Genomic DNA, 26,653 nt, shown 5'->3' on the forward strand with positions numbered 1-26,653 from the left:
CCTCGTCATTTCTCAGTAGTCGTTTGTGCTAAATTATTAAACTGGTTAAATTCTTGTTCGTTAGCGAACAATGGCAACCCTAGCTTTTCATGAATTCTTACTAACCACGGTTGTTCTAATTTACATAATTTTAAGAATCCTTCATCTCTAAAAACTGAATCCTTAGTTCCTGATTTAACTATTTGACCATCTTGTAAAATGTGAAAATGGTCGCATACTTCATACATAAAATCCATATCATGACTGGATACGATTATTTTTTGACCTTTTGATTTTAGTAAAGCAATCAACTTGACCATACGCTGCTTACCGTCTGGATCTAATCCCGCCGTTGGCTCATCTAACAGAATCCATTCAGAATTAAGAATTAAGATTCCTGCAATAGCGACTCTTTTTTTCTGGCCACCACTTAAATATTGCACAGGTCTATCCTTCAATTTTACGATGTCTAAATCGATCAATACTTGCTGCAACCGCTCTTGAATAATCGATTCCTCGACGCCCAAGTTGTGCAATGCGAATGTGATATCATCTTGAACTATTGAATAAAAGATTTGTTGGTCAGAATTTTGGAAAACAATTCCAATCTTCCTTCTTAACTCATTTAAGCCTCTTTTGGAATACTTGATTGGCTGATCATCAACCAAGATTTCTCCCTTGGTTGGTTTTAACATCCCAACCAAGTTTAGAAACATAGTTGATTTCCCTGCTCCATTAGGTCCCAGAATTCCAATAACTTCTTCTGAAGTATCACCGAGTTTTAAATTAATATCTTTTAAAATTGGTGCGCCCTTTTCATATGAGAATTCAACATTTTTAAACTCTATCATTTATGATCACTCTTTCTAACATCAAAATCGCCATTGTATAATTTCGCATCCAATGCATGAACCATTGCCTGATAATTAATAATTATTTGTTCAAATAACATCTTAACCAGAATTCCGGATGATCTAAGCGATACCTTGAAGTTACGATAACCAAACCTAAGCTTTTGGGCTCGATATATTTGTTCAAATGAATCGATAAATATAAAGATAAACCGGTACATTAACATCGTTTCTTCAATTAAAAGTTTAGGTAACCGTAACGAAACCAGTAACTCGATTATTTGTTGAAATGGTGTTGTCAGAGCAAACCAATAAGTGCCTACGACTGCAGTTAACACCCGTATTCCCAGCTTTAGTCCTTCCGGTAGCATAACTTTTGACACTCCAAAATAGTGTCCAAAAATATGTATTGGAAAGTAGATACTAGCCCTCTCAGCTGACATAGTAAATACAATTCCGATGATACTAAGAAGTAGGAATGGCAATAGCGCGTAGAACCACTTAATATATCTTGAAAAACCCACTTTAGTAACATACATGGTATACCAAGCAGTTACTACGACTAAAACACACTTAAACCAAATGACGGGCTGAAAGGCCCCAACCATAATTAACAACCATAATAACCCCTTAGTTTTAGGGCTCCAATTAACTAATCGATTGGAATAAGCATATTTGTCTATTACCATCATGACGATCACCTACTTAGTTTCTTCTTTTTCGTCTCTCTTACCTTTTGCTTTTGCAGCGGTTCGCTTACCATGGGCATTTCCAATAACATAGGCAATTATACCAGTACCTAAACTGCCTTGAACTGTGAATAGCAAACTTTCAATTTCTCCCGAAGGTGGTGTCCATAGCGGATGCGCCCACACCTTATAATGGGGATCATTCTTAAAAATTTGTTCAGTTCCTTGATCATCGCTCCCACCAAACTTACCGTTACTAGCAACAATGAATGGGGCAATAACTAATGCCAATACCAGAACTAGTAAAATAACATTTTGTTTTGTCTTACTCATCATGCCAATTGATTCTCCTTCCAAAGGTTGTTACTAATCACTAAGTTATAAACCACAACAGTCAATAGACCTTCAGCAATAGCTAATGGAATTTGAGTAATTGCATAAATACTCAAAAACTTAATTGCTGCCCCAACAACACCACTTGAGGGGTCTGGAAAGACTACTGCCAATTGAAAGGATGTTGTTACATATGTTGACCAATCAGCCAGCATGGCACAAAGGAAAAGTGAAACTGAACGATTAACTTTTAATGCCCGACAAACTTTGTAAACTGCAAAACCAACGAATGGACCCACAATCGTCATTGAAAAACAATTTGCCCCCAACGTTGTTAAACCACCATGGGCTAATAATAGAGCTTGAAATAATAACACGATTACTCCCAAAACAGCCATGACCCCGGGACCAAACATCACGGTTCCTAGTCCAACTCCAGTTGGTGAGATGACGAACCGGTAACTGAAGGCATCTTCAATGAAGATAAGACAAACACAAACGCTCCACAAAGTGCTAGCATTACCTTTGCATTTTGCTCTGAAGACTTAACTATCTTACCCATTCTATATAATCCATAAATAAAGAATGGTGCACTAAGCGCAAACCAGAAAATACACCATCTTGGCGGTAACATTCCCTCCATAATGTGCATTGCATTCGTAGTAGTGGGATATAAAAAATAGCATAAGAATGCGAAGCCACTAATCGCAAGTGATTGAATTAATAATTTGTTCGATTGTTTTTCCATTGGATATTCTCCTCCTTTAAAACACAAAATTCTTCTTAACTAACAATGTTGAGAAATATGGTAATTTCGCTGCTGGATCGATTTGATTAAATGGTGTAATTTTTTCTTCAGCCATCGAGGCACCTTGAACTAACACGGCCTTATCAAGTAAATTCTTATCTTTGATCAAGTCATAAATGGCCTTTGAATGAGCTGAAATTTTCATAATAACAATGTTATCGTTCACATCAATTGCGGCTGAAATTTTATCCATTGGAGCCGTTGCAGGTAATACTTCCAACATCTCTTCATCAATCATTAATGGAATTGACAACTGAGCTGCAATTTGGGTGTATGAAGCAATTCCAGCAATCGTTTCGACAGGAATCTGATCACCAATGATATTAAGCAAATATGTATACGTGCTGTACACTGAAGCGTCACCCAAAGTAACAAAGCCAACATTGTTGCCGGCTTTGACATCGATAATAATCTCATCTGAAACAAGATTCCACGCCCTTTGCTTTTCTTCTAAATCTTTAATCATTGGAAACCGGCGACGCTTAATTTCAGTTTTGTCTGAAATATAAGGCTCCACAATTTTTCAGCGGTACTTAACGAATCATTATGTGCTTTAGGTGTATATAAAATATCAAGTGACTTAACTGTGTTAGCAGCCTTAACTGTTACTAGCTCACTATCACCAGGTCCAATTCCTATTCCATAAAATTTAGCCATTATTTTCCTCCATCGCATTAACTAAATGATTTACAAACATCTGTTGGATTTCCGGATATTCTCCTAATCCAGTCAAATTAAAATCTACATTGATTCCGTTTGCTTTAAACTTAGACTGCCAAGAATCTGGACTTTCACCAATCATATCTTCATGGGCGTGATTACCAGCGACAATCATGAATGGTTGTAAAACCACATCAGAAATATTTTGATCAATTATTCTTTGAATAACGCCATCAATATCGGGATAACTTTCAACCGCAGCCATAAAGGTCTTTGTATTTAAAAGCATGTGATCTAAACATGCATATGCAGAAAACTGACTATCCGAAGTTCCGTGGCCCATCAACACTAATGATTTAGGATCATCTTTTGCTTGTAAACCATGAATAAAGTTGATTACTGATTCGTAATCCGAAAAATCACTTAGAAGTGGTTTCCCGACGATAACATTTTTAAAATTAGGTCGGTTTTGATCAATCACTTCTTGAAGGGACTTATATTCAATTCCCGAAAGTAAATGCAGTGGTTGAACCATTAATTCATCGAAACCTAAATCAATAATTCGCTTAACCGCGGCTTCTGGATTATCAATCTGAATCCCTTCATTTTTAGAAATCCGACTAATTACAATCTTTGAGGTGAATGCTCTAAATACCTTAGCATCTTTGAAGTTGTCAGCAATCCGTTTTTCAACCGCGCCGATTGTTTTCTCACGAGATTCAGGATATGTTGTCCCAAAACTAACTACTAATATTGCCTTAGTCATGAACATAGCCTCCATTACTAATCATTTGGCTAACTAACGTTTCAATATTTGGAATCAATTCAACAACATTCTCCCAACCAAGCGCAGTTGCTCTGTCAGCGACCTTCTGGCCGAGGGCAAAGATAACTAGACTTTTCCGACTAGCTGCATCGACTCCAGCCGATATTTCTTCAACCACGTTAGTACTTGGAAAAATGATTGAATCGACTTCGTCAAGATCCACCTGAATGTTAGAATTATGCCTCTCATCAGTAACGATTGTATTTTGTACTTCTGACTGATGGTGACCTATCACATATTCCCGATAGTTTAAAATTTTAATTCCCAATACCGGTTCAGTAACGGGAAGAATTCCACTATCTTCGAAAACCTGCCTAGTTTTCGGACCATTAGTTACAAAGTGCCAGTTACTTGTTTGTCTTATATCAACACCCGCATTAAACAAATGTTGTAAAAATAGTGTGGCACTAGTTGGATTGTCAAAATCTAGGTTTAATTCTTCATTAATGTCCGGAAGCTCAAAAGATACTTGCTTAGCTTCAGGTCGTTTAAAGAACGTTAATGAAGCGCCAGCATCTGTGAGCTTGTTGAACATTCTCTTACGCTTGCTATAAGGAATCATGATCCGTTTGCCCTGTAATGGTAGCTGGGGCATCAGTTCGTCAGCAACTTTTACAACATCCCCAACTGTAATTAATGCTGGTGAACCTAAACCAGCGTTATTTACATCGGTAACTACGTTTGCTAAGTCAGAAACAATGGACTTCTGGCGCCATTGAGTTGCCCATTGAATTACAGCAACTGGTGTTTGTGGTGATCGACCATTACCAATTAAATTCGTGGAAATGTTGGCTAATTGTTCCATACCCATTAAAAAGACTAAGGTCCCCTCAGAATTAGCAATGTTTTGCCAATCCAATTCAGACCCATCCTTTTTCTTGTGGGCGGTAATAATATGAAAACTAGATGCAAAGTCACGATGAGTAATTGGAATTCCAACTGATGCTAATCCAGCAATCGCGCTAGTAATTCCGGGAACAACTTCAACTTCTATCCCATGTTTCTTTAAATACTGGGCCTCTTCACCACCCCGGCCAAAGACATATGGATCACCAGCTTTTAACCTAGCAACCCGTTTGCCCTCACTAGCTAACTTAACCAACAGATCATTGATTTCATACTGGCTATACTGATGGTGATGGGGCAACTTACCGACATTAATTTTTTCAGCATCCGACGATGCCATTATGGCAGGATCAATTAGCCGATCATACAGAATAACATCGGCTTCTCTAAGTCGTCGCTGTCCTAAAACAGTGATTAATTCAACGTTTCCTGGACCAGCACCGATTAATGAGACCATCCCATTCATTCAAATTCCCCTACCTTTCCAACAGCGAGTGAACATCTGAGCACACCACTGGATAATTTAATTGTGGTCGTTCAACAACGATACATAGAATTCCTAACTGTTCACACGCAGCAATTTTTTCTTGAACTCCGCCTTGAGTCCCACTGGCCTTAGTGATCACTACTTGAGCACCAGATCTTTTGAACAATTCCATATTTAATGCCGTAGTAAATGGTCCTTGAAGTGCATCAATTTGGTTTGCTTGAAAACCGGCATCTGTCAATTTTTCAAGAACATTCGTGGTTGGTAAGACTCGTACGTGTAACCGCTCAACTCCCAACACTGATGCAAAGTCAGGTGCTGTCTTACTCCCAGTTGATAAGTAAACTTGATCTTGATTATCTTCCAATAACTTAATTGCATCTTCAATACTCTTAACGACTTTTAAAAATTGACCTTGTTCAGGAATTTCTTCTCGTTCATACCTAATATAGGGAACATCTTCAGTTAATGATGCTTCCATCATGTGAGTAGAAATACTTCTAGCAAAGGGTGAGTCGCATCAACGATTAAATCAATCTGGTTAGTCTTAAAAAATCATGAATTAGGCTAGGAAGCAGTAACATATTTGATACATATTTTGCATGCTTTGATGCAACTTCAGCCCCATAATCGGTTGTAACTGACAAGATAAAGTCTAAATTGGCATCATTAAAGCTATCCGCAATTTCTAAACTTTCACTCGTACCCCCAAGCAGCAAAATCATAGTGTATATCCTCTAGGAGTTACCATGTGGCCATCGTATACATAGCTATTCTTATTACCAACGATGACTACCGTGGTCATATTAATTTCTTCTTCATCCAAATCTTTGATAGTGGTAACTTTTTCAATTTCTTTAGAACGATCAACATCTTTACCAATCCCCACAACTGTATCCTCTGATTTGTACTTAAGCATGATGTCCAATGCTTTTCTAAGGTGGTGAGGTCTTCCCTTACTTCTTGGGTTATACAGACAAATGACAAAGTCACCCTTAGCAGCTGCTTCAAGTCTTGTTTCAATAACTTCCCAAGGGGTCATCAAATCACTCAAACTAATATGACAAAAATCGTTCATTAATGGTGCCCCTAATGCAGCAGCAGCGGCCACACTAGCTGTAATTCCAGGAATAATCTTAACGTCCAATTTTTGATCTTTGCTCTTCAATAATTCAAAAATCAAACCAGCCATACCGTAAATTCCGGCATCACCACTGGAAATAATCGCAACGTTTTTACCTTCAGCTGCTAGTTCAATCGCTTTTTCACAACGTTCAACTTCCCCACGCATTCCGGTTGTAACCATCTCTTTGCCTTGGATCAAATCCTCAACTAAGTGCATGTAAGTGATATAACCCACAACTGTATCCACTTTATCGAATACTCCGAGGGCTTCTTGACTCATATTATCTTTTGATCCTGGTCCTAAACCTACAACGTATAACATATTTTTACTTCCTTTCTTGATGGGCTCTACTCAAAGCCATCGTCACTTCATCGAGTGATTCTTTGTCTTTTTTTAAAGTTCTGTTTCCAGTAGCATATTCGGCAGCTGAGTTAGCAACATTGCCAACCCCAACCGTCTTCTCAACAAATTTAGATGTTGGATAATGTTGTGAAACATCCTTTAACTGCATGGCACTATAAGTTTCAAACTCGACCCCTAATACACTTGCAAGATAATGGATTGCTGCTTCGTGTTGCTTTACATCAATTGAAACCAACTTACTAATCGATTTCCAAACTAAATTATTATTGTTACAGAATTGATTGAACGCATCTTGCATCATTTTAAAAGTAACGTTTTTGCGACAACCAATTCCTAAAACATTAACTTGAGGAACAATCTGTAGGTTGTTGTTTAACTTTGGAAATGAATTTTTATCTGAAATGATCACGGTTGGATAATCCGAATCCTTATTGATCAGTTCATCGTACGTCAGAGCGGTCATCCCTTTAGAGTTGAATTCAAAATTCTCAAATCGGGATCAACATAGATTCCAACTGGTTTATGGTCTGCCAGCAAGCCATTATAAAGTTTCGTATTAGCCTTAAAATCTGGATACCAACCATTAACTGACTGGGACAAGGTATCAATTGCTGCAACGTTTTCAGTATCGGTTGCTGTCGTAATAACAGGATCAGCACCAATTAATTCAGCCAGATCTCTTGTATATTCATTTGCCCGACCGACGTGGCCAGACAGCAAGCTAATTACATGATTCCTAGTTCATCAACTACTAATATCGCTGGATCAACAGTTTTATCTTCAACTAATGAACTTAACTTCGAACAACAATCCCGGTAGCCATGATACAAACCACACAATCAAAGGACCTAAAAGCATTCTCAAATTCCTTTGTGAAGCCGCCTTTAGCGTACCCTGACTCACCATCAATTGCGTACTTTGCTGGAATAACCAACGCACTACCCGGTATTTGATCATGAATGTTTCTTGCTAATTTACTGCCACCTGACGTCAGAGAAATTAGGCAAATCTTATTCTGACTTTGTAGCATTTTTAATGCCTTTTCTGTAGGTATGAGTGAATGTTTCATCGTATAGTTTTGAATAATTATATTCATCACCCAAGAAATCGCCGACCATAATCAAAGCGGTTCTTGAAATACCAGCTTCTTTTACTTTATGAGCAATATCAGCCAAGGTTCCTCTGACTGTCTTTTCGTCTTCCCAAGTTGCTTTGTAAATAACCGCCGCAGGAGTTTCTTCTGTATATCCACCCCTTATCAACTGCTTAACAACTTTTTGAATGCTTTGAACTGACAGGAAGATAACCATTGAAGTATGATGTGAAGCTAGCTTTTCAAGCGATTCATCTTCTGGTACTGGAGTTCTTCCAGAAATTCGAGTGATAATAACACTTTGTGATACTTCAGGCACAGTGTATTCAACTCCCATACTTGAGGCAGCACCTAAGAAGGAACTAACTCCTGGAATACATTCAAATTCAATGTTTAATTTTCTCAATTCCTCAACTTGTTCACGAATAGAACCATAAATCGAGAAGTCACCAGTTTGTAGACGAACGACCTTTTTGTCTTCAGCAATTCCTTTAGCCATTGTGTTGATAATGTCTTCAAGCGTCATTGACTTACTATCGTATTTTTCAGCGCCTTCCTTACAGTAATCTAGTAACTCTGGGTTAACTAATGAGCCGGCGTAAATAATGATATCGGCATCGGCTAAACGTTTATATCCCTTAAGAGTAATTAAATCTGTATCTCCAGGTCCGGCTCCAATAAAACTAACTTTTGTCATAATATTTATCCCTTTCTTGTTGCACTAATTATTATTGTTGGATTTTGTGGTTTAAAGTAATGTCCTTTACCTAAGCTATGCCATTTAGAAATGGCTGCTTGGATCACTTCAACATTCTCTAATGGTTGAGTGGCAATCAAGTCAACTGCACTTTGAGCATTTTCAAACAAAATAAAGTTGAGAACCAAGGTTCCTCCTACCTTAAGATGCTTGATTGAGTAATCGATAATCTCAGCTTGGTTTCCACCACTACCACCGATAAAGATTGCATCATACTCATCATCGGGAAGGTCATCGGGGGCTTCCCCCTCAATCAAATTGATATTATGAATATTAAATTTCTCAATGTTTTGATTCATAATATCGATTCCATCTGGATTATGTTCAATCGCAGTTACCTGTAACTTAGGGTCTTCAATTGCTGCTTGAATGCTCACACTACCGGTTCCTGAGCCAATGTCGAGCATTGATTTTTTATCTTGTAATTTCAATTTATCAATACTAATCGCTCTGACTTCTGATTTAGTCATTGGCACTTTATTTCTCAAAAACTCATTATCACGCATTTTTTATAATCACCACATTCAATTTGTATTTACGATTCTCAACATTTGTTTCATCAAAAATTGATAATTTTTCAGTCGGATAACTGAGATCTTCACCAACATAAATCATTCGATGCTGATGTCTCCGCCTGATTTCTGCTGCAATTTCGTATGGTCCGATTTCATCATCGGTTACCATGCCAACCTGTTGATGCATTAATAAGAAATCAAAATCCGGTTTGCGTCCATGGCTACTAGTGAAGAATGTATCATTTTCGGAAAGTCCAAATCGGTGAAAGCAGTACTGAATCGAACTAATTCCGGGTAAGATCCTGACATTTTCTCTACCAAAGTTATTAATTGCCCAGGTCCCAATTCCATACATTAATGGATCTCCTGATGCCAACAAGATAATATTCAAGCTAAGGTGGTTATTAACGTATTCTCTTAAATCTGACAGTTTTGGTAGCTTCATCCGTTTATTCTGGTCAATCTTCAAAGTGTCTAACTGACGAACTGAACCTACCACTACGTCAGCGTCAGCTAAGCAAGATTCAACCCCATAAACTCTAAGTTGTGAATCACCTGGGCCAATTCCAGCGATAGTTATCATTTCCACTCCTCCTGAATTTCAGGTAGGGGTTTAGTTGAACCAAGATAACCAATGCTCCTTGAAAAGATAACAACTTCCGTGTCAACCTCTGAGCCATGGTGCAACAATAACTTATCGATTCGGTATTTGATCCGATCTACGATTCGTTGGAAGACGTGGTCATAACCGGCTTCCTGGATTTTATTAGTCATTGAAATCGTGGTTTTGCATTCGTAGATTTCCTTTAAAAATTCATTTGGGACGCCTTCAAGGGCTAAGTTAGCAACCATGATTTCGGCTCTGGCATCTGCATCCTTACTGTGGGTTGAAAAGATTCCTCCAGCGACCTTAATTAATTTACCAAGATCTCCAACAATCAAAACCTTCTTAAATTCTAAACGTTGAACTTCCTTAAGCACGTACCCGACAAAGTTACTCATTTGAACCACTTTATCTGGTGAAATATTCATTTCATCCTTAACAAAATCTTCTCCATATTCACCTGGCGTCAAGATTAATGTATCTTCGCCACGTTGCTTATGAATGTTCATTTCAATAGAAATTGAATGTTTCCAACTTTCCTCAGACATTGGCGTAACAACACCACTAGTTCCTAAAATCGAAATACCGCCAACAATTCCAAGCTTGGGGTTATATGTCAGTTTAGCAACCCGTTCGCCTTCAGGAGCCGAGATAACAATATCCGCTCCACGATCAGCGCCTAATATCTTTCTGGCGCTCTCCTTAATCATTCGAGTGGGGGTAGGATTAATCGCGGCTAACCCTGGCTTATTTGCAAGACCTTCTTCAGTAACTCTGCCAATTCCAATCCCACCATCTAGAGTAATTTGATTGTCATCGCGAAGATTTACTGTTGAATATATCAGCATTCCATGGGTGGCATCTTGATCATCACCACCATCTTTTTAATCGCTACAGAGGCATGGTCATGATCAAATGTACACTCCTCAACATCAAACCGAGCTCGTTTACCATTTGCAGCATTTACTTCAACAATGACCTGTTCTTGCTGTTTTAAAAGAGCTTGCAGGGCGGCGACAGTTGCCCCGGTTGCTGTAGTTCCAGTCGTGAATCCTTTTCTTAACTTCCTACCGTTGTAGTAAACGTAATCATCATCTTCTGCCACTACGATCACCTCATTCAATAATGTCCAAGTTATAAAGAATTGCGTTAGTTAAGGCTGCAGCTAAGTTACTGCCGCCTTTTCTGCCGAGAGCCGCAATGGAAGGCGTATTGCTTTCATCTAAGGCCTGCTTACTTTCAGCAGCTTCAACAAATCCTACCGGCACCCCAATAACTGCGTTAACGTCTAAGCGACCCTCATCAATCATTGAAAGAATTTTGTAAACGGCGGTTGGAGCGTTACCGATAACAAATACCTTTTCGGTTGGTAATTTTGCTGCTACCTCGATTGCTGCCATTGAACGAGTGATTCCCTTTTCTTCAGCCATTTTGAAAACTTCTGGATCACTAATGAAACACTTATAGTTACAGCCAAGTTCATCTAGTTTTCGTTTATTAATTCCAGATAAAGCCATAGTGGTATCGGTAATGATCGTTCCGCCATTTAACATTGCGTGTTTGATTTTTGAAATTGCATCATCGGTAAAGCTTAATGAATGCATGTAATCAAAATCCGCAGTAGTATGTATGGCCCGAGTAATAATCGCATCTTCAATCGGTGAATTGAATTTATAATTCGGGTCAATTTTATTAATTTCATCATGAATCATTTCAAAACTTTTTTCTGTGATTTTATTTGGCACAGTAATATAGTGATTATTTGTCATTACAAAACACCTTTTCCTTTAAATAATTATCGAGATTATTGAAATTATTAATACGCTTTCCAATGCACTAACATATAAAATACGATTAGTTTTTAAGATTTCTTGGTAACCCGCTACCTGAGAACCATTACCAATAAATGGTTTTGAGACCGGTTTACCAAAATAAGTATGTGGGCCGCCAAGCGTTAAGTTCAACGCCCCAGCGACCACGGATTCTGAAAAGCCGCTGTTAGGGCTGCTGTGATTCTCGCGATCTTTTCTACCGACTGCCAATGCATCCTTAAAGTCATAACCTAAAACCCTAACAGCTAACAGTAATACTAACCACGTAACCCTTGCCGGAACATAATTAAACACATCATCCAACAATGCAGAAACTTTACCAATATCTGCGTATTTTTTATCCTTATAACCAATCATCGAATCAAGCGTATTAACCGCTTTATATGCAATTCCTAATGCAGGTCCACCAATGGCCAGATATATCATTGGTGCAATTACCCCGTCACATGTATTTTCAGCGACCGTCTCAATAGTGGCTTTGCAAACCTCTTCTTTACTCAGAGTCTCCGTATCTCTACCAACAATCATGCCGACTTGATTTCTGGCTGCTGTTAAGTCATCGGCTCGCAAGCAGTCAACTATCGACTTAGCCGCATCGGCCAGTCCCTTTACTGATAAACATGTATAAGAAATGTAGCTCCCAAAAATAAATTGGAAGAGCAATACTACTTGGGTATTATTCGAAATCAGTGTGAATAACCACATGACTAGAAGAACTGAGCCGAACGATAATCCAACTGTAACGATCCAAATAAATGCACCAAAAATTTGCTTTAACCATGATGGAATCGAATCTCGATTGAATATCCATGTAAAGAGTGCAATTAGTTTGCCAATTAATTTTACTGGATGAGGCCAACTTGGTGGATCAGCTAATACTAGGTCTAGGGCGAACCCACAGATCAGCATTTCAACATATAGCATCTATTTAGCCCCCATATTTTGTAAAAACTTCGCAAACAATTCACGATTTTGGTAAAAATGCATATGAAGATAACTAGCAAACGTATTGTTAACTTGATATCCGCCTGGCCATTTACTAGTTGTCTCGCCATCGATTTCTTTACTCATCTGAAGAACGCTTGAAGTATTTTCATCGGGGACAAAGTTAGAATGGTGAAATTCATGTCCCCTAATTGTCATTCCTGAGTCGCCAATCAAGCAATCTTGCAATGGTCTGGCTACGCAGTATCCAAACTTTCTAAGTCTAGGAGTCATCTCACTTTTACCTGCAATCACTCCAACCATTTCATACGTCCCATCATCTGTAGTCAGGTCTGAGCCTAAATACATTAAGCCACCACACTCAGCGAATATTGATTTACCACTATCTGAAAATTCTTTAATTGACGTCCTCATCGAGTGATTCTCTGATAATTCCTTAGCAAACTCTTCCGGATACCCACCGCCAATGTATAGCGCATCAACATTATCTGGTAATTTCCGATCCTTAATTGGGCTAAATGGTACGAGGTTGATTCCAACTTGCTTCAACAATCTCAAATTATCGTCATAGTAAAAATTAAATGCATCATCCATTGCAATCCCTAAATTAAGGGAGGTCTTCATTTCTTTGAAAGGATCGTCAACATTGGTCTCAACATCAACTGCTAAATCTAATAACTGATTCAAATCCACATGTTCAGACATTAATTCAGCAATTTTAGCAATTTTTTTATCAATTCCTGGCATTTCATTATCCGGAACCAAGCCAAGCTGACGAGACGGTAAAGCAATGTCTTCTGAAAATGGTAAGTAACCTAAAACCGGGATATTATCATATCGTTCAACCGCTCTTTTTATTAATTGGAAATGATGTTCAGATTTGAGGTTATTAATAATTACTCCTGCGATATTAACTTGCTCGTCAAAGTCTATAAATCCTCTAACAATCGCCGCCACTGAAGTTGATGCCGCATGACCATCCACAACTAAGACCACCGGAATTCCCAATGACTTAGCAATACTAGCGCTACTATGAGCATCCTTATCAGTTCCCAAGCCGTCATACAGACCCATAACACCTTCGATGATCCCCATATCAACGTCATTAGTTTGATGAGAAAAAAGCCACTTCAGGGCTTGGCTATCTGGAACTAGGAAACTATCAAGGTTTCTTGACTTTAAGCCGGTGATTCTAGAGTGAAACTTGATATCAACATAGTCAGGACCGACTTTATATGGTTGAACCCGCATTTTTTCAGATAACAGTTTTAATAATCCTAAAGTTATACTGGTTTTACCAGATCCACTGGTAACGCCAGAAATCATGATGCTTTTCATGACCCACACCCCCAAAAATTAATCTGCAATTACCTTTTTCAACTTTTCAATAAGACTCACGTTATTTTGGTGTGATTTAACCGCAATTCTAAAATATGAATCATCCAATCCAAGATAATCCTTGCAGGAACGAATCATGATATTCTCTCCCCATAACTTTTCTCTAAGTTGATTTGAATTAGCTTTAATTAAAAAATAGTTTGTACTAGATGGGAAAACGTGGATTTGAGGGATTTTTCGAAGCTCAGCACCCAAATAGGCGTTTTCCTTTCGAAACCATTTTTGAGTTTTATTAATATAATCCTTATCCGTGTACATTACCGTACCAACAGCATCAGCAAACGTGTTAACCGACCAAGGTTCTTGTTGTTCAATCATTCGCGCTTTCATTTCAGCATTCTTAGTAATTGCAAACCCAAGTCGCAAGCCTGGAATTGCAAAAAATTTGGTTGCCGATCTTAAAACAATGACTGGAAGTGGCTCAGTCAAACTTCTTAAAAAGCTCTCATCACTCTCTGTGGTCAAGTCCATAAATGCTTCATCAATAACAAGCCAGATATTATGTTTAGAACAAAAATTAGCTAATTTAACCATTTGGTTATTCGGTACCACTTGCCCGGTTGGATTATTAGGATTGCAAATACACACCAGATCAATTTCACTATTTTCCTTAAGTTTTAAAATTAATCGATCTACATCGACCTTAAAGTCGTCATCCTGAGAAAGTACAAAGTGATCAACTTTCATATTCAGCCGGTTAAATGCCCGTTCGTACTCACCAAAAGTTGGGGACAATACTAGGGCATTTTGTAAGTTCAATGAGCTAGTCACATCAAAAATCAATTGCACCGCCCCATTACCTACAAACACATCATCCATCCTGACATTAAATTGTTTGGCAATCGCCTGTTTCAAGTTAGGATAATTGGGATTTGGATAGTCAACTATCTTAGAAGTTGCATCCTTAATGGCCTGTAGAACTACATCAGAAATTCCTAAGGGATTGATATTGGCACTGAAGTCAATTAATTCTGATTCATCTTTGCCTAAATCTTTGGCGATTTTTTCACGATTGCCGCCATGAACTATTTGTCTCACTTCACATCACCCATGAATGGAGCTAATCGCTTAGCAAAGATTTTGTATAATATTTCACATATAACTAAGTTAACAATTGTAGCAATTGTGAGTGGCAAGAAGAATGCCACAATGGTTCCTTTTAGTAAGGGATACATCAATACCAATTCCAGCGGTACATTAATCACATAAGCAATTACATCAGAAACCAAAATAACTGACAATTTATCGCGACCAAACCGTTTTCTAATGTATCCAAACGCTGCCATACAAATCGCCATTAACACACCAATAATCAAGTGAATTGGTAATGTCAGCGGAAATCCAGCAAGCAATGCTGAAATCATGTGACCAAAGAATCCCAAAACCGCTCCATCAACAGGGCCTAGCACAATGGCTCCCAAAAATGCCGCAAAAGAATCTAATGCAATAGATCCCATTAATTTGACATTTGCTCCAACCACACATAATGCTAAAAAGACTGCTGCTAATACGATTCTCATCAACCGTGTTCTATTAACTGTACTTCCCAATATAACCATCCCTTTTAATTTATTTCTTTTCTAAGAGTAAAATGTTTCACAAACTCGGTCAAGCGCTTACAGAACTATTGATATAATAGTCTTAGACATCAACCAAATTATCCTAATTGCACTATTTCGCATACAATTAAAATTCACGACATTAAACTATATAATCCCAGTCATAATAGCACTTCTCGCACCTTTTTAAACACAATAAAATAATCATTCGATAAATTTTGTTATTATTTATACCATGATTGTGACTTTTTTGCTCAATAACTAATTTACTAGTAATCTGATGTTTGATGGCGGTTTGACAAGCACTCAGCATATGGTATTAATTAATTACTTAATTAGAAATTAGGAGTGTTTTTTATGAAAATATATACTCGCGCTGGTGACAAGGGACGAACCCAAATCGTTGGCCATAAAGTTGTTCCAAAGAACGATGCCCGGGTCGAATCTTATGGTTCAATCGATGAGTTGAACTCATGGGTTGGCTATACTATCTCGATTTTGACTGACAAAACTAAAGAATTGCACGATGAATTGGAGGAAATCCAACAAATCTTATTTGATGTTGGAAGAGATCTCGCAACCCTCAATACTGACGATAAACATGAATTTATTTTCACAGATGAAGAAAATCAGCGTCAGACTAAATGGCTGGAAGAAAAGATCGACAAGTATACCGAAGCTGTTCCTCAGACTAAGCGTTTCGTTCTTCCTGGAGGATCTGTTGAAGCGTCAGCACTTCACTTTGCAAGAACGATTACCAGACGAGCTGAGCGAAAATCGTTGAATTACAACAAGAGGATTCCATTAATGAAAACACAATTATTTTCGTTAATCGGCTTTCGGACTATTTTTTGCTGCTGCAAGATATGCTAACCTTCTAAACGACATTGAAGATATTAATTATCGAAATGGGCGTCCAGTCTTCAGATAGGCATTATTATACAAATAAACAAAAAAGTACCAACATCCGATAATCGGGATGTTGGTACTTTTTCATTATCTATTACGTATCAAGTCTAATTAAAAGCTAAATTTATCAACTACTTCAAAATTAACGTTCTCGTTATCCTTCAGTAATTTAGCAACCGGACATTGGTCCAATGCTTCAGCAACCATCTGTTTTCCTTGTTCATTATCAATTTCATGAAACATGATCTGACAACGAACCACGAACTTATAGCCCTTAGTGTCTTTGAGAATATCAACACCTGTATGAATGACACTGTCATGCTTTAAGCTATGTTGCTCTTCAACGATACCAATTGTTGCATTAAAACAAGTGCTAAGTGCAAAGCCAATAAACTGTTCAGGGTTAGTACCTGGACTTTGAATCAGCGAGCTACTGACCCCTAAGGATAATCCTTCGTTACCACGAACATAACTTTGACCAGTTAATCCACGTTCATTAACAACTTCAGTATGATAAAGAGATCCTTCAACAGCCATAATTATTCCTCCTTAATTAACACCATAATCCAACTTAATCATAGGTTATTTAATTGGGAGAAGCCATTATTTTGACTATCTAAATTAACCATGAATTATTGAGAATTTAGTCGGCTGTGCTTTATTCCATAGCTAAAGTATAAAATTAGGCCAAAACGCAAACCAAATTAGCGAAGCAATCCATGTTTCCAATTGAAGTTGAGTCAACATTAATAAACATAATAATGCTGATAAAATTGGTAGCCACGGATAAAGTGGCACTTGAAAACCTTTTGAATTATCAATTTCTTTATTTTTTCTCAACGGAATTATCCCAATTGAAACAAAGAGGAACGCAATTAAAGTACCAATATTAACTAAGTTGGTAAGTTGTTCAAGTGGTACAAAGCCGCCCATAAAGGCAATAATAATGGTAATTACGATCATACTATTCTTGGGTGTTCCTTTATCGTCAATTTTGCCTAAAAATTTGGGTAAAAGTCCATCACGACCAATTGAATAAATTAATCTAGAAGAACTATAAATCATCGTCACCATCATAGTAAACATTCCCGCAAGCTCCTAAAGAGATGATACCTGCTGTCCAATTCTGATGGACCATGTTCATGGCAAACGCAACAGGATCAGGAACATTAAGCTTAGTGTATGAAACCATTCCGGTTAAGACAATCGCTACGCCAACATATAGTACCGTTGCGATGACCAAAGTTCCGATAATGCCAATTGGCATATTTTGCGAGGATTCTTAACTTCTGCAGCAGAACTTGAAACAACATCAAACCCTAAGTAGGCAAAGAAAACGGCAGCTGCTCCATGAAGTACACCACTACCGCCAAACGGAAAGAACGGATGCCAGTTAGTTGGTTTAACAAAGAACGCTCCAACAACAACAAATAAAATAATAATGGCAATTTTAACTATCACAATAAAATTATTGATTCTAACTGACGAGCGCACTCCATGATTAAGCATTAACGAAATTGCAATTACAACTAACACGGCAATCCAGTTACCATAAGTTCCCTTAGCAGGATCAAATGAACCCACAATAGCGTCCGGAATATTAAGTTTAAACCCAGCAAGAAACGACTTAAGGTAAGCCCCCAGGCACTAGATACCGCGGCAACTGCCAGAACATACTCCAGAACTAATGCCCAGCCAAGGATCCAGCCAATTACTTCTCCGAAAACTAGGTTTCCATACGAATATGCACTACCTGCAACCGGCAATGCCGAGGCAAATTCTGCATAACACATCGCTGCAGTTGAACAAACAACTGCAGCTAAGATAAATGACAGCATGGTCGCTGGACCAGCTTTAGTAGCCGCAACTGTCCCAGGTAAAATAAAAATTCCCGTTCCAATAACGGCCCCAATTCCAAGGGAAATTAAATCGAACGCCGTCATGGTTTTACTAAATTTCTTATCAGTCTCTAAATACCGATCGATCTTTTCCTTTCTAAATATCCGCGAACCAAGTGACATCGGTGAATCCTCCGTTTTCATTAAATTATAATGAGATTTATATTGTTATATTCTAACTTTCGTTACTAGCAAAAGTCAATTTTCAGATTATTCAAAATAAAAAAGCCAACCATTAAAAATGGTTGGCTTTCTACGGCGCTTATTGCTAAGCGAGTTCCTTGGATTCCACAATCCTCTAGAACCAAACACCTGCAGATCCGTGCAGAAATGTGTCCCGCTCAAAATATCACCAAAGCCGCTTGCGCGAACAGCCGAAGCTGCGTGATCTCTCGACTCATCGCATACCCTGAAGTATACATTAGTTTTATCAATAGTGCAATTTATTTTTTGGTTAGTTTTTTCACTATCCTTATTTTCTACAATCTGGCTAGCCTTTTCAGAAATCCAATTGGTTATAAAATTCAAATAACTATCAGGATCATTAATCAATTCATCAGCTGATGATACTTTATCAATCCGTAACCCTGAACGATTAACATTTTCTGATGTAACCACTAAATAAACATTAACTGGCAGACTATCCTGATCAGAAATCATTTTATTAATTCGATCGATTTCATCAAGAGGCAAATTAATTAAATTACTTTCAAGTCTAAATACCGCATCATCATCTGTAAGTTTAATTCTAGAAATCACTGCTTGGTTACCTGATTGTAAACCATTAATCAATTCATCAACAATTGGCTTAATTTGGCTATCACTAACATTAACCAAGTCAGCTAATTTTAAGGTTGTCTGATCACTAATCAGTATGTTCCCAGCTTTAACTTCTTCAACAAACGTTGATACCTCAGCGTCCATTATTTAATCACCCAATTTCTTTATTATGCTTCTCTGCTCGCCGTTTAAGCATATCCGTTTGAAGAGCAGATCGCATTTTAAATGCTAACATGTACCAATATACATTAACAACAATTCCAAAAATAACAAGCGCCAAAACTAGCAATCGCAAGATTAGATTTCCTGAACTTCCTTGAACTAAGGTAATTCCCATTCCAACGAAGCCAACAGAATAAATTGCAATAACTACTGAAAGTAAATAATAACTAATTTTGATCTTTAATACTGCCAAAATAATGGTTGCGGCATAAAATGCAATCGCAATATATGTTACTTGAAGCATTTCAGACATAACAACTGGTCGATCTAAATTCATCCACTTCAAAGTCATTAGCGCATTAGATAATAAGAATACAACGAGTGAAACAATGGCCCAATAAATTACACGTTTCTCTTCTCTCTTCATACAATCCTCCAAATAAAAAAGATAAATTCATCCTGAATTTACCTTTTTAAGTCTAAATCAAGTTTACCGTATTTATATATGTTAGAAAAGTAACTCTAATAAGTCATCTTTGGTAATGCCACTAAAATATTGATTTACATCGACAGTATCAAGAACCTTTTCAACTTCCGCTCTTTCAAATTTAACTCCAACTAACTTTTCAGCTAACTCTGCCGCATCTTTTGGTCCAAAGAAATCACCATAAAATTTAGCTGTTGTAACCTTACCATCGTCAACAACAAACCGGGCATCAATCGTTCCACTATTAAAGTGCTGACGTTTTTTAACTGTGAATTCAGGAGAATTTCCGTAAACCCAGTCCCAATTGTTAAAAATTTCTTCATTGATTTTATCAATGCCGATTTCATCTTCAGGGGTTAACTTATATTCCTTATCCTTGATTTCATCTAAACTATCCACATGGAATAATTCTTTTAATAGTTCATCTCTAAACTGAGGAGTGGTCATATCTTGGTATTCAGAAGATAAGAATGGTCGAAGATTAGTAACTCTTGAACTAACCGACTTAATTCCCTTAGATTTAATCTTGTCTTCTGGAACCGTCAATGCATTGGGCAATACGCTCAAGTCGACATCCAACATCAACGTACCATGAGAAAATGTCTTCCCATTCTTAGTATACATTGCGTTACCAGAGAATTTTTTGCCATCAACTAAAATATCATTTCTACCAGAGACCTCGGCAGTCGTTGCCCCCATTCGATGAAGTGCATCCACAACCGGCTGAACAAATGATTTGAAATCACCAAATTCTTCACTGTCACTATCAACCACAAAGCTAAAGCACAAGTTACCAAGATCTTGATATACCGCCCCGCCACCTGAGGTTCTCCGAGTGACAACGATGCCGTGTTCATCAACGTATTGCTTGTTGATTTCTTCCAAAGTATTTTGATTACGACCTACAATAATGCATGGGCCTTCAATGTAAAATAGCAATAATGGTTCATCAAAGCTTTTTTCATTCATTAAATATGTTTCTGTGGCCAAATTTAGACGAATGTCGTCTGACTTCATTATGTGAAAATACATTAGGAAAGCCCCATTTCGATTTATTTACAACTAATCATAACACCGAAAGAAAGCGATTTCAAATGCATGTAAAATTTGTGAAATGGGTTACATTTTAACCAGACAATGGTATAGTTTAAGTTAATAACATAATTCATTTCAGGGGTGATTAATATGGCATTAGGTGGATACAAAAATATTTTAGTACCAGTCGACGGTTCAGCCGTTACCGAAAGCATTTTAGATCGGGGAATCGAAGTTGCAAAGGATTCTGGTGCCCATCTTGATATCCTTAATATTTTGGAAGTTAATCAATTTAACCAAACTTATGGATCAGCCGTTAGTGGCGACGTTGTGTTTAAGCTTACCGAAAACACTGAAAACAAACTTAAGCAAATGAAGGAAAAAGCTGCAGCAGCTGGCGTTGATGCCGATATTCATATTCGGTTTGGTAATCCAAAGCCAATCATCGCGCGTGAATTTCCAAAAGACCACAATACTGATTTAATTATCATCGGCTCAACTGGTTTGACCGCTGTTGAACGGTTGATCATCGGATCAGTTACTAGCTTCGTTGTTAGAAATGCGGTTTGCGATGTATTAATCGTACGTCCTAACGACGTTAAAAATAAACACAGTTTAAAATCATAATTATATGGGAGCAACTGAGCGTTCACAACTCGGTTGCTCCTTGTTTATTAAAGAGGAGAATTGATGAACAAACAATGGCAGTACCATTTAACCGTTCCAAAAAGTATCAAGAGCATGTCGCTAAAACAATTTCTGGGAATATATTATAAATTACCTAAACATCTAATATACAGTATCCGAAGGGCCGAACGAGTTACTGTTAATTCAAAGTACCAACCAGTTAATTTTGATATCCATCCAGGAGATAAAATTGCCCTTTGTTTTATACCAGACGATTTTACTAATCCATTTCCAAACATTCAAATCGCTCATAATCAGAAGCTTAAAATTTTATATGAAACTAAAGATGTAATTGTAGTTGATAAACAACGCGGTGATAAAACTCATCCTAATCAGCCTGATGAAAACGGTGCAACCATTAATCAACTTGCTGGATACTTGGAGACCAAAGGTACCGTTCCATATATGATTCACCGTTTAGATCAAGAAACGAGTGGCGCGATTATCTTTGCAAAATCCCCCGCAGCAGTTCCAGCGTTAGTCGATGATATTCGACATAAGTTAACCAAGCGGAGTTATTTAGCATGGATTCACGGAATCCCCTCTCATTTATCAGGCACAATTAACATTCCAATAGGCCAAGATCCTGATGATAAACGAAAACGCAAACCTGATGAAATAGCTGGCCAATCTGCCATCACTCACTATCAAGTTTGCGAATCGATTAATAATTATTCACTTGTTAAAATTAACTTAGAAACTGGTAGAACCCACCAAATCCGTGTTCATTTTTCAGCAATTGGCCATCCACTAGTCGGTGACCCACTTTACGCGAGTGATGAATTCGCAAACTTACTGTTACATTCAGAAACAGTAACGTTCACGTTACCGTTTTATCACGATACAGTTACTGTTACGTCACCAATTCCAAAAGACTTCCTTGAATTTAAACAATACCTATTAAATCAAGCGAACTAACTCTTCTTATGATCATCTAGCAAATAAAATGCAGTTCCAATCACTAACATTACAATGATTAGTAACCATACCTTGAATGACACTCCGGTTGCTAGGTAAACACATAATAGCACCACGATAATTGGAATTACTTTACCACCTGGCACATTCCAGCCTGGTGACTTGGTTTTTTGAAAATGCATTACTGACAATGCAGTTGGAATGTATTGAATTAATGAAATTAAAACCACACATGATACTAAGAAAATATAGTCTCCTGACAAAAATAGTAAACAACTTAATACAGCAGTCACGATAATTGCTAGCCAAGGAACTTGGCGCTTATCGTCCTTACCCAAAATGATGGTAATAACTTATGCTTACTTGCCAATGAATAGGCAATGTATGGCGTACTGAACGTGACTGAAAAAGCCACTCCCAAAATTGAAATCCCCATACCGATAATAATGACAATAAAACCAGTTTGACCAAATACCTGACTAAATGCAGTCGCCAGTGGTGATTTGGCATTAGCAATTGCTGGTCCCAGCAATCTAGTAACGGCAAATTGAACTAATGAATAAATAATCCCCACCGTTACAATAACTGAAACTAATGCTTTGGGTAAATTTTTCTCTGGATTTTGCATATTCGCTGCCGCAATCGGCAAAAAAGAAAAACCACTATACATGTAAAAAGCCGTATTGAATGCTGAGCTTGGTTGAAATTTTATTGCGTCAGTTGCAAAATGAGCGGTTCCCTTACTGATCTGCCAAACCGCTAATCCAATAAACCCAACCAATATTACAATTTTAATTGCTGATGATAAATTATCCGAAATTGAAGTTACCCCAGAACCTAGCAAACAAATTCCGGCCAAACAAATGATGATGACGATTCCCGTTATTTTATACACTGACGGATTTTTAATAGCCGGTACTAGCGTCATCATTATGTTGAGTAAAGCCGCAACTTCAGCCGAGATAGTAATGATTCCTTGAATCCACGAAAACAACCCAACTTCAAATCCCGGGAATCTTCCAAAAGCATTATACGAGTATAACCACGCAGCCCCGTCTCCCGTTGTTCGACTAGCCATATCGGCATAACATAAAGTAATCAACAACGTTGCTAACGCAGCAACAAAAATAACCAGATATCCTTGATTACCAGCAGTTTTGTATATCTGATTAGGTAACAAGAAAATCCCGGATCCAATAATTCCATTAATTCCTAATAAATAAATTGAGCCAAAGCCCATTTTCTTAGCATTGTCACTCATTAAATGCCACCTCCATTCTCACTTACAGTTTTATTTTAGCCTACTTTATCAATTTTCATTAATAAAACGACTTCTTTAAATATGCATAAAAGTTATCATAATATTCCGAATTTAACCTAATTATTAACCAATTCTAATCAAAGTAACCGCTTCTTTATACATTTAGGTGCTAAAATTAACTGGTAAACTTGGTGGAGTGTAGCCTTAATTATCTCATTACAACTTCCCTGCCACCTTTACAAATACCAATTAGTGGGGATTGAAACAAATGGCACAATCAAAAAAATTAAAAACCGTAAGTTTAATTCTGATGATTTTCACCACCATTTACGGTTTTGCAAATACTACGGTAGCCTTTGATCAAATGGGATACTCAAGTATTATCTGGTACATCTTAGCTGCAATCTTATTCTTTCTACCTAGTGGCTTAATGTTTGCTGAGTATGGTTCAGCTTTTAAAGAAGCTAAAGGCGGGATATATTCCTGGTTAGCAGGATCGATTGGCGAAGAATGGGCATTTATCGGTACGTTCATTTGGCTATCATCATGGATTATTTGGATGATGTCGACCGCATCAAAGGTTTGGATTCCATTTTCGACGTTTTTATTCGGTAGCGATAAGACTCAAACCTGGAGTTTTATGGGCTTTAATGCGACTGAAACTGTCGGTATTCTAGCAATTGTTTGGATTGTCGTAGTTACCTTATTTGCAGTTCATGGAATTGATTCCATCTCTAAGGTTGCATCAATTGGTGGGGTTTTTGTCATGATTCTTACAGGTGTATTCGTTGTTTTAAGTCTATTAGCCTTATTCTTAAATGGTGGTCACCTTGCTGAACCTATTAATGGGATTAGCAGCTTTGTAAAATCACCCAACCCAGAATTCCAATCGAACTCCGCAGTGCTTAGTTTCGTGGTGTATGCGATCTTTGCGTACGCCGGTAGCGAATCTATGGGGGGAATTACTGACCAACTAGATAAACCTGAAAAAACCTTTCCAAGAGGAATCATTATTTCAACGGTAGTTATTACGTTTACTTACTCAATTTCAATCTTTCTTTGGGGAATCACAACTAACTGGGATAAAGTTCTTGGAACCAAAGGGACTAACTTAGGCAATATCACCTATGTTTTAATGAATAACCTTGGAGTTTACATTGGCCAAGCCTTCCACTTATCTAATCAAACTTCTCTTTTATTTGGAACTAGTTTGGCTAGATTAGCTGGTTTGAGTATGTTCATGGCTTACCTGGGATCATTCTTTGTTCTAATTTATTCACCACTTAAATCATTCATCATGGGATCTAATAAAGACTTCTGCCGCAAATGACCAAGTTAAACAAAGCTGGCATGCCAGAATTCTCAATGTGGCTTCAAGCAATTATCGTTTGTGTATTTATCTTCTTCGTATCATTCGGTGGCTCTGGCGCCAAACAGTTTTACACGATTCTTACTGATATGGGAAACATTTCAACATCATTCCCTTACATTTTCTTAATTGGCGCATTTCCTTTCTTTAAGCGCAGGACTGATCTTGAAAGACCATTTGTCTTTTTCAAGAATCGAATAATTACTAATATAATCGTTGTCGTGGTCTTAATAGTCCTAATTGGTGGTATTGGCTTTTCAGCAGTTCAACCATTCCTAGATCATGATTATCAAACTGGTTTCTGGACAATTGGTGGTCCAATTATCTTTGGATTAATTGCTTGGTTATTCTTAATTCAAGCTCACCATCGACAAAGAAAAATTTAAAACTAACCACCAAACAAAAATAGAGGATTACCAATAAATTATTGGCAATCCTCTATTTTTATTTATAAAAGTAATTTAAATTCTGATAGCAATGATCCTAAGGAAATTAAACAAAAGCGAATAATTTCCATTAAAATGGGAACCACAATCACGAATAGAATGGTACTGGTAGTAACTAAGTTCGTTGCATACTCAACATCCCCATGTGATTGACCCACTAATATTGGTAAGACCGCCAATCCAGGAGCGGCTGATTGAATAATCAAACTGCTAGATTCCAATCCATAAATTGGATGACCCATATTTTTAAAGGTCAAAATGATGCCAATCATGATTGCTGGAGAGATAACAAACCGCCCAATCAATGCCATAATGGTATCCCGATCAAAATGAATTGAACTTAACCCAGCATCTGCCAAAACGATTCCGATATATATCAACGATAATGGCGTAACGATTCCACCGACCATTGAGAATGTTGAATCAACTAATTTTGGCAAAGGTAAATCTAATAGCAGCCAGACCAGAGCCACTAAAAATCCTAATAAAGGCGCTGGTAACAATTTTTTCCAATTAAACTGCTTTTTATCTGGGCTATCGCTTTTAGTTGGATCATCATTGGAAATAAAGAATACTCCAATTGCCCAAGTTGATACTGTATTGGCAACATAGTAAATCAAGAAATACGGTAAACTAATTTTTCCAAACAGCGCCATATTCAATGGCAAACCAATAAAAATTGTGTTGGCATTAACAAACATATTGATAAAAGTCCCTTGTCTTCCTTTTCGAACTCTTAAAACTTTGACCAATATCCAAGCAACAAGATAGCCTAACGCGAAACTAATTAAAACGTAAATCAGTCCACCAGATAAACTAACCAACTTATCCCTATTTAAATTATCAAGGACAGATACAAAAATCGAAAGTGGTAAAGCCACATTCATAATTAGAAATGAAATACTTCCCTTAAAGTTGTCGTCAAATTTTTTAGTTCTTCTTAGAAAATATCCTAAGATAATTACTAAGACAATCTCTGCAACACTAGACACAGACGTTAAAAATGCATTCATAATTATCCTTCTCTTTA

Annotated in this window: 34 protein-coding genes and 4 pseudogenes; 4 read left to right on the plus strand and 34 right to left on the minus strand. The window is 37.5% G+C overall.

Features of this window, described 5'->3' with window-relative positions; genetic code table 11:
• Positions 1–5: 5 nt before the first annotated feature.
• The 23 genes and pseudogenes from NBRC111893_RS07235 to NBRC111893_RS07325 form a co-directional block, all read right to left on the minus strand.
• Positions 6–830, minus strand: a complete 825-nt coding sequence (locus NBRC111893_RS07235) for an energy-coupling factor ABC transporter ATP-binding protein (protein WP_125008533.1) — start codon at positions 828–830, stop codon at positions 6–8.
• Entirely contained in the window at positions 827–1,522 is a 696-nt protein-coding gene (gene cbiQ, locus NBRC111893_RS07240; RefSeq protein WP_125008534.1) for a cobalt ECF transporter T component CbiQ, read from the minus strand. The genes NBRC111893_RS07235 and cbiQ overlap by 4 nt, the downstream gene beginning before the upstream one ends.
• A 9-nt stretch (positions 1,523–1,531) precedes the next feature.
• The gene (locus NBRC111893_RS07245) at positions 1,532–1,855 is read right to left on the minus strand and encodes an energy-coupling factor ABC transporter substrate-binding protein (protein WP_125008535.1); all 324 of its coding nucleotides are present in this window, start codon (positions 1,853–1,855) and stop codon (positions 1,532–1,534) included.
• Positions 1,852–2,600, minus strand: a pseudogene (locus NBRC111893_RS07250) (energy-coupling factor ABC transporter permease). The gene NBRC111893_RS07245 and the pseudogene NBRC111893_RS07250 overlap by 4 nt, the downstream one beginning before the upstream one ends.
• Before the next feature lie 16 nt (positions 2,601–2,616).
• Positions 2,617–3,126: a precorrin-2 C(20)-methyltransferase gene (locus tag NBRC111893_RS07255; protein ID WP_369689715.1), complete on the minus strand. Its 510-nt coding sequence runs from the start codon at positions 3,124–3,126 to the stop codon at positions 2,617–2,619.
• Complete coding sequence (locus tag NBRC111893_RS12140) at positions 3,123–3,317, minus strand: SAM-dependent methyltransferase (protein WP_369689716.1); 195 nt, start codon at positions 3,315–3,317, stop codon at positions 3,123–3,125. Before NBRC111893_RS12140 ends, NBRC111893_RS07255 begins: the two co-directional genes overlap by 4 nt.
• The gene (locus NBRC111893_RS07260; RefSeq protein ID WP_125008536.1) at positions 3,310–4,086 is read right to left on the minus strand and encodes a sirohydrochlorin cobaltochelatase; all 777 of its coding nucleotides are present in this window, start codon (positions 4,084–4,086) and stop codon (positions 3,310–3,312) included. The genes NBRC111893_RS12140 and NBRC111893_RS07260 overlap by 8 nt, the downstream gene beginning before the upstream one ends.
• Entirely contained in the window at positions 4,079–5,458 is a 1,380-nt protein-coding gene (cobA, locus tag NBRC111893_RS07265; protein WP_125008537.1) for a uroporphyrinogen-III C-methyltransferase, read from the minus strand. Before cobA ends, NBRC111893_RS07260 begins: the two co-directional genes overlap by 8 nt.
• A gap of 10 nt (positions 5,459–5,468) precedes the next feature.
• The gene (locus NBRC111893_RS07270; RefSeq protein ID WP_261341436.1) at positions 5,469–5,963 is read right to left on the minus strand and encodes a precorrin-6A/cobalt-precorrin-6A reductase; all 495 of its coding nucleotides are present in this window, start codon (positions 5,961–5,963) and stop codon (positions 5,469–5,471) included.
• A gap of 43 nt (positions 5,964–6,006) precedes the next feature.
• Positions 6,007–6,204 carry a precorrin-6A/cobalt-precorrin-6A reductase gene (locus NBRC111893_RS11865; protein WP_225417654.1) on the minus strand — a complete coding sequence of 66 codons (198 nt, stop codon included), beginning with the start codon at positions 6,202–6,204 and terminating at the stop codon, positions 6,007–6,009.
• On the minus strand, positions 6,201–6,926 hold the full coding sequence (gene cobJ, locus NBRC111893_RS07275; RefSeq protein ID WP_125008538.1) for a precorrin-3B C(17)-methyltransferase: 726 nt from the start codon (positions 6,924–6,926) through the stop codon (positions 6,201–6,203). The genes NBRC111893_RS11865 and cobJ overlap by 4 nt, the downstream gene beginning before the upstream one ends.
• A gap of 4 nt (positions 6,927–6,930) precedes the next feature.
• On the minus strand, positions 6,931–7,431 hold the full coding sequence (locus NBRC111893_RS11390; RefSeq protein WP_225417657.1) for a cobalamin biosynthesis protein: 501 nt from the start codon (positions 7,429–7,431) through the stop codon (positions 6,931–6,933).
• Positions 7,428–7,688: a hypothetical protein gene (locus NBRC111893_RS11395; RefSeq protein WP_225417659.1), complete on the minus strand. Its 261-nt coding sequence runs from the start codon at positions 7,686–7,688 to the stop codon at positions 7,428–7,430. Before NBRC111893_RS11395 ends, NBRC111893_RS11390 begins: the two co-directional genes overlap by 4 nt.
• 73 nt (positions 7,689–7,761) lie before the next feature.
• A complete protein-coding gene (locus NBRC111893_RS11400; protein WP_225417660.1) occupies positions 7,762–7,998 on the minus strand; it encodes a hypothetical protein in 237 nt (78 codons plus the stop codon).
• On the minus strand, positions 7,979–8,758 hold the full coding sequence (locus tag NBRC111893_RS07285) for a cobalt-precorrin-4 methyltransferase (RefSeq protein WP_125008539.1): 780 nt from the start codon (positions 8,756–8,758) through the stop codon (positions 7,979–7,981). Before NBRC111893_RS07285 ends, NBRC111893_RS11400 begins: the two co-directional genes overlap by 20 nt.
• A 5-nt stretch (positions 8,759–8,763) precedes the next feature.
• Positions 8,764–9,324 carry a decarboxylating cobalt-precorrin-6B (C(15))-methyltransferase gene (locus tag NBRC111893_RS07290; protein ID WP_125008540.1) on the minus strand — a complete coding sequence of 187 codons (561 nt, stop codon included), beginning with the start codon at positions 9,322–9,324 and terminating at the stop codon, positions 8,764–8,766.
• On the minus strand, positions 9,317–9,916 hold the full coding sequence (locus NBRC111893_RS07295) for a cobalt-precorrin-7 (C(5))-methyltransferase (protein ID WP_125008541.1): 600 nt from the start codon (positions 9,914–9,916) through the stop codon (positions 9,317–9,319). Before NBRC111893_RS07295 ends, NBRC111893_RS07290 begins: the two co-directional genes overlap by 8 nt.
• Positions 9,913–11,042: pseudogene (cbiD, locus tag NBRC111893_RS07300) on the minus strand (cobalt-precorrin-5B (C(1))-methyltransferase CbiD). Before cbiD ends, NBRC111893_RS07295 begins: the two are co-directional and overlap by 4 nt.
• A gap of 10 nt (positions 11,043–11,052) precedes the next feature.
• Entirely contained in the window at positions 11,053–11,706 is a 654-nt protein-coding gene (locus tag NBRC111893_RS07305) for a cobalt-precorrin-8 methylmutase (protein ID WP_125008542.1), read from the minus strand.
• Positions 11,707–11,724: 18 nt separating this feature from the next.
• Positions 11,725–12,693 (minus strand): adenosylcobinamide-phosphate synthase CbiB, encoded by a 969-nt coding sequence (gene cbiB, locus NBRC111893_RS07310; protein ID WP_125008543.1) that lies wholly within the window; start codon positions 12,691–12,693, stop codon positions 11,725–11,727.
• Positions 12,694–14,052 (minus strand): cobyrinic acid a,c-diamide synthase CobB, encoded by a 1,359-nt coding sequence (locus NBRC111893_RS07315; protein WP_125008544.1) that lies wholly within the window; start codon positions 14,050–14,052, stop codon positions 12,694–12,696. It lies immediately after the preceding gene.
• Between the two features lie 18 nt (positions 14,053–14,070).
• The gene (cobD, locus tag NBRC111893_RS07320) at positions 14,071–15,150 is read right to left on the minus strand and encodes a threonine-phosphate decarboxylase CobD (protein WP_125008545.1); all 1,080 of its coding nucleotides are present in this window, start codon (positions 15,148–15,150) and stop codon (positions 14,071–14,073) included.
• The gene (locus NBRC111893_RS07325; protein ID WP_225417662.1) at positions 15,147–15,632 is read right to left on the minus strand and encodes an ECF transporter S component; all 486 of its coding nucleotides are present in this window, start codon (positions 15,630–15,632) and stop codon (positions 15,147–15,149) included. Before NBRC111893_RS07325 ends, cobD begins: the two co-directional genes overlap by 4 nt.
• Before the next feature lie 396 nt (positions 15,633–16,028).
• Between NBRC111893_RS07325 and NBRC111893_RS07330 the strand changes: the two are divergent.
• Positions 16,029–16,602 (plus strand): annotated as a pseudogene (locus tag NBRC111893_RS07330) (cob(I)yrinic acid a,c-diamide adenosyltransferase).
• A gap of 89 nt (positions 16,603–16,691) precedes the next feature.
• Here NBRC111893_RS07330 and NBRC111893_RS07335 read toward each other — a convergent pair.
• The 8 genes from NBRC111893_RS07335 to lplA form a co-directional block, all read right to left on the minus strand.
• Entirely contained in the window at positions 16,692–17,117 is a 426-nt protein-coding gene (locus NBRC111893_RS07335) for an OsmC family protein (RefSeq protein ID WP_125008547.1), read from the minus strand.
• A gap of 132 nt (positions 17,118–17,249) precedes the next feature.
• Positions 17,250–17,666, minus strand: a complete 417-nt coding sequence (locus tag NBRC111893_RS11625; protein ID WP_230402952.1) for an amino acid permease — start codon at positions 17,664–17,666, stop codon at positions 17,250–17,252.
• The gene (locus NBRC111893_RS11630; RefSeq protein ID WP_230402953.1) at positions 17,635–17,847 is read right to left on the minus strand and encodes a hypothetical protein; all 213 of its coding nucleotides are present in this window, start codon (positions 17,845–17,847) and stop codon (positions 17,635–17,637) included. The genes NBRC111893_RS11625 and NBRC111893_RS11630 overlap by 32 nt, the downstream gene beginning before the upstream one ends.
• Entirely contained in the window at positions 17,790–18,164 is a 375-nt protein-coding gene (locus NBRC111893_RS11870) for an amino acid permease (RefSeq protein ID WP_261341437.1), read from the minus strand. Before NBRC111893_RS11870 ends, NBRC111893_RS11630 begins: the two co-directional genes overlap by 58 nt.
• Complete coding sequence (locus tag NBRC111893_RS11875; RefSeq protein ID WP_261341438.1) at positions 18,110–18,601, minus strand: amino acid permease; 492 nt, start codon at positions 18,599–18,601, stop codon at positions 18,110–18,112. Before NBRC111893_RS11875 ends, NBRC111893_RS11870 begins: the two co-directional genes overlap by 55 nt.
• Positions 18,602–18,688: 87 nt before the next feature.
• Positions 18,689–19,402 (minus strand): hypothetical protein, encoded by a 714-nt coding sequence (locus NBRC111893_RS07345; protein ID WP_125008548.1) that lies wholly within the window; start codon positions 19,400–19,402, stop codon positions 18,689–18,691.
• 7 nt (positions 19,403–19,409) lie between these two features.
• Entirely contained in the window at positions 19,410–19,847 is a 438-nt protein-coding gene (locus NBRC111893_RS07350; RefSeq protein ID WP_125008549.1) for a hypothetical protein, read from the minus strand.
• A gap of 81 nt (positions 19,848–19,928) precedes the next feature.
• Positions 19,929–20,939, minus strand: a complete 1,011-nt coding sequence (gene lplA, locus NBRC111893_RS07355; protein ID WP_191984833.1) for a lipoate--protein ligase — start codon at positions 20,937–20,939, stop codon at positions 19,929–19,931.
• A gap of 153 nt (positions 20,940–21,092) precedes the next feature.
• Here lplA and NBRC111893_RS07360 point away from each other — a divergent pair, with 153 nt between their 5' ends.
• A complete protein-coding gene (locus tag NBRC111893_RS07360) occupies positions 21,093–21,569 on the plus strand; it encodes a universal stress protein (protein WP_125008550.1) in 477 nt (158 codons plus the stop codon).
• Positions 21,570–21,632: 63 nt separating this feature from the next.
• Positions 21,633–22,547: an RluA family pseudouridine synthase gene (locus NBRC111893_RS07365; RefSeq protein ID WP_125008551.1), complete on the plus strand. Its 915-nt coding sequence runs from the start codon at positions 21,633–21,635 to the stop codon at positions 22,545–22,547.
• Here the strand turns inward: NBRC111893_RS07365 and NBRC111893_RS07370 are convergent.
• Both NBRC111893_RS07370 and NBRC111893_RS07375 read right to left on the minus strand, forming a co-directional pair.
• A complete protein-coding gene (locus NBRC111893_RS07370; protein WP_125008552.1) occupies positions 22,544–22,885 on the minus strand; it encodes an APC family permease in 342 nt (113 codons plus the stop codon). The two genes, NBRC111893_RS07365 and NBRC111893_RS07370, sit on opposite strands and share 4 nt — an antisense overlap.
• Positions 22,849–23,808, minus strand: coding sequence for an APC family permease (locus NBRC111893_RS07375; protein WP_125008553.1), 960 nt, complete (start codon positions 23,806–23,808; stop codon positions 22,849–22,851). The genes NBRC111893_RS07370 and NBRC111893_RS07375 overlap by 37 nt, the downstream gene beginning before the upstream one ends.
• A gap of 268 nt (positions 23,809–24,076) precedes the next feature.
• Here NBRC111893_RS07375 and yjeM point away from each other — a divergent pair.
• Positions 24,077–25,563, plus strand: a pseudogene (gene yjeM, locus NBRC111893_RS07380) (glutamate/gamma-aminobutyrate family transporter YjeM).
• Between the two features lie 62 nt (positions 25,564–25,625).
• Here yjeM and NBRC111893_RS07385 read toward each other — a convergent pair.
• On the minus strand, positions 25,626–26,636 hold the full coding sequence (locus tag NBRC111893_RS07385) for an AEC family transporter (RefSeq protein ID WP_125008554.1): 1,011 nt from the start codon (positions 26,634–26,636) through the stop codon (positions 25,626–25,628).
• Positions 26,637–26,653 lie beyond the last annotated feature (17 nt).

The organism is Lentilactobacillus kosonis (genome assembly GCF_003864335.1).
GTDB lineage: Bacteria > Bacillota > Bacilli > Lactobacillales > Lactobacillaceae > Lentilactobacillus > Lentilactobacillus kosonis.